The sequence below is a fragment of the Gammaproteobacteria bacterium genome, from assembly GCA_027296625.1.
Taxonomy (GTDB): Bacteria; Pseudomonadota; Gammaproteobacteria; order JAKEHO01; family JAKEHO01; genus JAKEHO01.
This window is the reverse complement of the sequence record JAPUIX010000176.1, coordinates 1-3,236: the sequence shown is the minus strand read 5'-3', so window position 1 is coordinate 3,236 and position 3,236 is coordinate 1. Positions and strand designations below refer to the sequence as shown.

The following is a 3,236-nucleotide window of genomic DNA, read 5'->3' as shown; positions in this document are numbered from 1 at the left end:
AGCCTTGAATTAGCAGAATCAAGACACGTAGTAGAATGATGTTACACCATGAAAATAATTGAAGGATCTGTGAGCAAATCTGAGTTGATTGACAGACTGGCTGAGAAATTCCCCGACCTTCCGATAAGAGACTTGAAACTGGCAGTGGAGGTTATGCTCGAACATATCACTCAGACACTAAGTTCAGGAGAACGTATCGAAATACGTGGCTTTGGCAGTTTTTCACTACACTACGTTCCGCCCAGGTTGGCCCGTAATCCCAAAACGGGTAAGGAGTTCATGCTATCCGGTCGGTACCACGCGCATTTCAAACCAGGCAAGGAGCTACGTGAGAGAGTCAATAACAAGCGGAGATAGCCGCTACTCGACTATCCTTTGAATTTGTAACTTAATCCTCTTTCTTAACCCAACCTCGGGACAGCTTTTTCACAAACATATCTAATGAGTTGGTCGGCATTTCCTCGTATTCGGCAGATGTTTCCGAGTGAAGCCACTTGACGACTGTAGGAACTGTCACATTACAGAGACGTGCCACATCCTTATAGGAGAGCTTGTGCTCCGCCATATAGGCTCTGAGACCCCGACTATTGTTCATAGTCGAGGTATTTTATAATGAAATGTATGCGTACGTTAAGCTCTATGAAATTGGATCATCAATGATGCTATGGTATCGCCTTCTGAACGGTTGAATACGGACTGATGATAGAGTTCCCAAACAAAGAAAGCTGCAGCGACATCCGGGCACTTGACCTAATACCAACGGTCATAGAGATTACTGCGCGGGGGGAACACGCCTATGATATTTACTCCCGACTGCTTAAGGAACGAGTCATATTCCTGGTGGGTCCACTCTTGGACGAGCCCGCTAATCTGATAGTTGCACAGTTGCTTTACCTGGAATCTGAAAATCCTGACAAAGACATTCATTTTTATCTCAATTCTACCGGCGGCTCAATAAGCGCAGGGATGGCAATCTATGACACCATGCAGTTCATCAGTCCAGACATCAGTACCCTGTGCATCGGTGAGGTTGCCGGTATGGGGTCGTTACTGCTTGCTGGTGGTGCACCAGGGAAACGATACTGTCAGCTACATTCGCGGATCATCCTGCATCAACCCCTGGGAGGTATCGAGGGACAGGCCTCGGATATGGCAATTCATGCAAGGGAGATCCTGAGATACCGTAATCAGTTAGACAAAATTCTAGCCAAACATACAGGGCAAACAACGAAGCGGATCCATGCTGACACCGAGCGGGATCATTTCATGGATGGGCAAGAGGCCATAGAGTATGGATTTATCGATGAAGTTCTCGAACAACGTTCAGTCACGGGGAAACAGAAACCGCAATTGGTGTGATGACCAATTGGTGTACGGTTGCACCGATCGATGATGCTTGGCCAACACCGTCCCAACGTCCGATTCCGCCGATTAACCCGGTCAGCATGAAGAACGTATCTCCCGAGATTCAAGAAGAGGCGTTCGACGTGATCAAAGAAAACCAAATGATTTACGACCGAATCAACTCTAAGGACGGAACCGACATCGAAATGCGCGTTAAAGAATAATCAATTGTGGCCGCCGGTAGGCCAGCTAATAAATCGCTCAAACGGCCTTTAATAAATGCGAATGTCCGCTTTTGGCCGTAAGCGGACTTTCAATCGCGACGAAATAAACAGAGCAGTAGCAGGCGAGAAACAAGACCTAGGTAAGCTGCGGGAAGTAAATAAATTAAAAGGTGGCCAGGGGTGGAATTGAACCACCGACACAGGAATTTTCAGTCCTAGTTTAACAAAAAACCACGATAGCCCACGGCACGAAACAACAATTCAATTAAAGGGTTATTGAAAATCATTCGTTGTGCTGTTCCGTAATTTGCTGTGGTTATTTGCGTTCTAGTGCACCATGGCAGCGAGTGTCGCGCCGCCGGGCAACGTTTTAACGTTATCTCGCTATCGTGATATCGCAAATGATACAAGTCCAAGAGAAAGGAGTCTTATATCATGACAACTCAGCAGAAATATGACGCTATCGTAATCGGGGCCAGCAGCGCTGCCGTATCCCGTCTTTGCCCTACCTTGGCTCAAGCTGGCTGGAAAACGGCCCTCATCGAACGCGAGCATGTGGGGGGAACGTGTGTCAATGTGGGTTGTATGCCTACCAAAACCCTGGTCGCCAGCGCCCGGGTGGCCTATGTGGCCCGCCGGGCAGCCGATTACGGCGCCAATACCGCCCCGGTCACCGTTGACATGGCACGAGTGCAGCAACGCAAGCAGGATGTGGTGAAAGGGCTTCGCAGCTTCGCCGAGGACTTGGTTGAGAGGGCCGAGGGGGTGGACCTGTTCCGGGGTGAGGCCAGCTTTACCGATCCCAAGTCAGTAGAAGTACGCCTGAACGGTGGTGGCGTCCGGCAGCTCACCGCCGACACGATTTTAATCGACACCGGTGCCAGACCGAGCAAGCCGTCCATACCGGGGCTGGATAGCGTGCCCACGCTGGATTCCACCTCCATTATGGAGTTGGACATCCTTCCCGAACACCTCCTGATCCTCGGTGGCGGCTACGTTGGCGTAGAATTTAGCCAGATGTTCCGTCGCTTTGGTAGCCAGGTGACGATTGTCCAGTCGCGGAAGCAGTTACTGGTACGGGAGGATCCGGATGTCGCCGAGGAAGTGGCTAACATTCTGCGGGAAGATGGCATAGAAGTGCTGCTGGAAGCCAATGCCATCAAAGCAGAACAAACCGCAAACGACGGGATTCAGTTGCTCGTCAACACGCCGGAGGAAGAGGGACGCACGCTAACTGGCTCGCACTTGCTGGCGGCCACGGGTCGGGTACCCCGCACCGAGCGGCTCAATCTGGCGGCGGCGAGTGTCAAGACCGACGAGAGTGGTGCCATCCAGGTCAACGAGCGGCTGGAAACCAGCGCTCCAGGCGTCTACGCTATGGGCGATGTGAAAGGTGAGCCAGCCTTCACCCATGTTGCCTACAACGACTACTACATCCTTCGCACCAATCTGCTTGAAGGCGGCAATGCCACCACCAGGGGCCGTGTGGTGCCCAATACCACCTTCATCGATCCCCAACTCGGTCGGGTTGGGCTGACCGAGACTGAGGCCCGAGCTCAAGGGCGCAACATTCGAGTCGCTAGACTTCCCATGGCTATGGTGCTCAGAGCAATGGATGTCGGCGAGACCCGAGGCTTTATGAAGGCCATCGTGGATGCGGATACCGAT

General features: G+C 51.7%; 5 protein-coding genes. 4 read left to right on the top strand and 1 reads right to left on the bottom strand.

All coding sequences use genetic code 11. From position 1 onward, the window contains the following. Positions 1-69: 69 nt before the first annotated feature. Positions 70-357 carry an integration host factor subunit beta gene (locus O6944_11025; protein MCZ6719667.1) on the top strand — a complete coding sequence of 96 codons (288 nt, stop codon included), beginning with the start codon at positions 70-72 and terminating at the stop codon, positions 355-357. A gap of 31 nt (positions 358-388) precedes the next feature. Here the strand turns inward: O6944_11025 and O6944_11020 are convergent, their stop codons facing one another. Then, entirely contained in the window at positions 389-595 is a 207-nt protein-coding gene (locus O6944_11020; protein ID MCZ6719666.1) for a hypothetical protein, read from the bottom strand. 104 nt (positions 596-699) lie between these two features. Between O6944_11020 and O6944_11015 the strand changes: the two genes are divergently transcribed. From O6944_11015 to O6944_11005, 3 genes are all read left to right on the top strand, one after another. Beyond that, on the top strand, positions 700-1,359 hold the full coding sequence (locus O6944_11015; GenBank protein MCZ6719665.1) for an ATP-dependent Clp protease proteolytic subunit: 660 nt from the start codon (positions 700-702) through the stop codon (positions 1,357-1,359). An 86-nt stretch (positions 1,360-1,445) separates the two neighbouring features. Beyond that, positions 1,446-1,568, top strand: a complete 123-nt coding sequence (locus O6944_11010) for a hypothetical protein (protein ID MCZ6719664.1) — start codon at positions 1,446-1,448, stop codon at positions 1,566-1,568. A 435-nt stretch (positions 1,569-2,003) separates the two neighbouring features. Next, positions 2,004-3,236 (top strand): mercuric reductase (locus tag O6944_11005; GenBank protein ID MCZ6719663.1); only part of this gene is annotated, 1,233 nt, incomplete at its 3' end.

Coding starts and splice junctions, on each gene's coding strand:
- O6944_11015 (MCZ6719665.1), top strand. CDS start 700: ATGATAGAGTTCCCAAACAAAGAAAGCTGCAGCGACATCCGGGCACTT.
- O6944_11010 (MCZ6719664.1), top strand. CDS start 1,446: ATGAAGAACGTATCTCCCGAGATTCAAGAAGAGGCGTTCGACGTGATC.
- O6944_11020 (MCZ6719666.1), bottom strand. CDS start 595: ATGAACAATAGTCGGGGTCTCAGAGCCTATATGGCGGAGCACAAGCTC.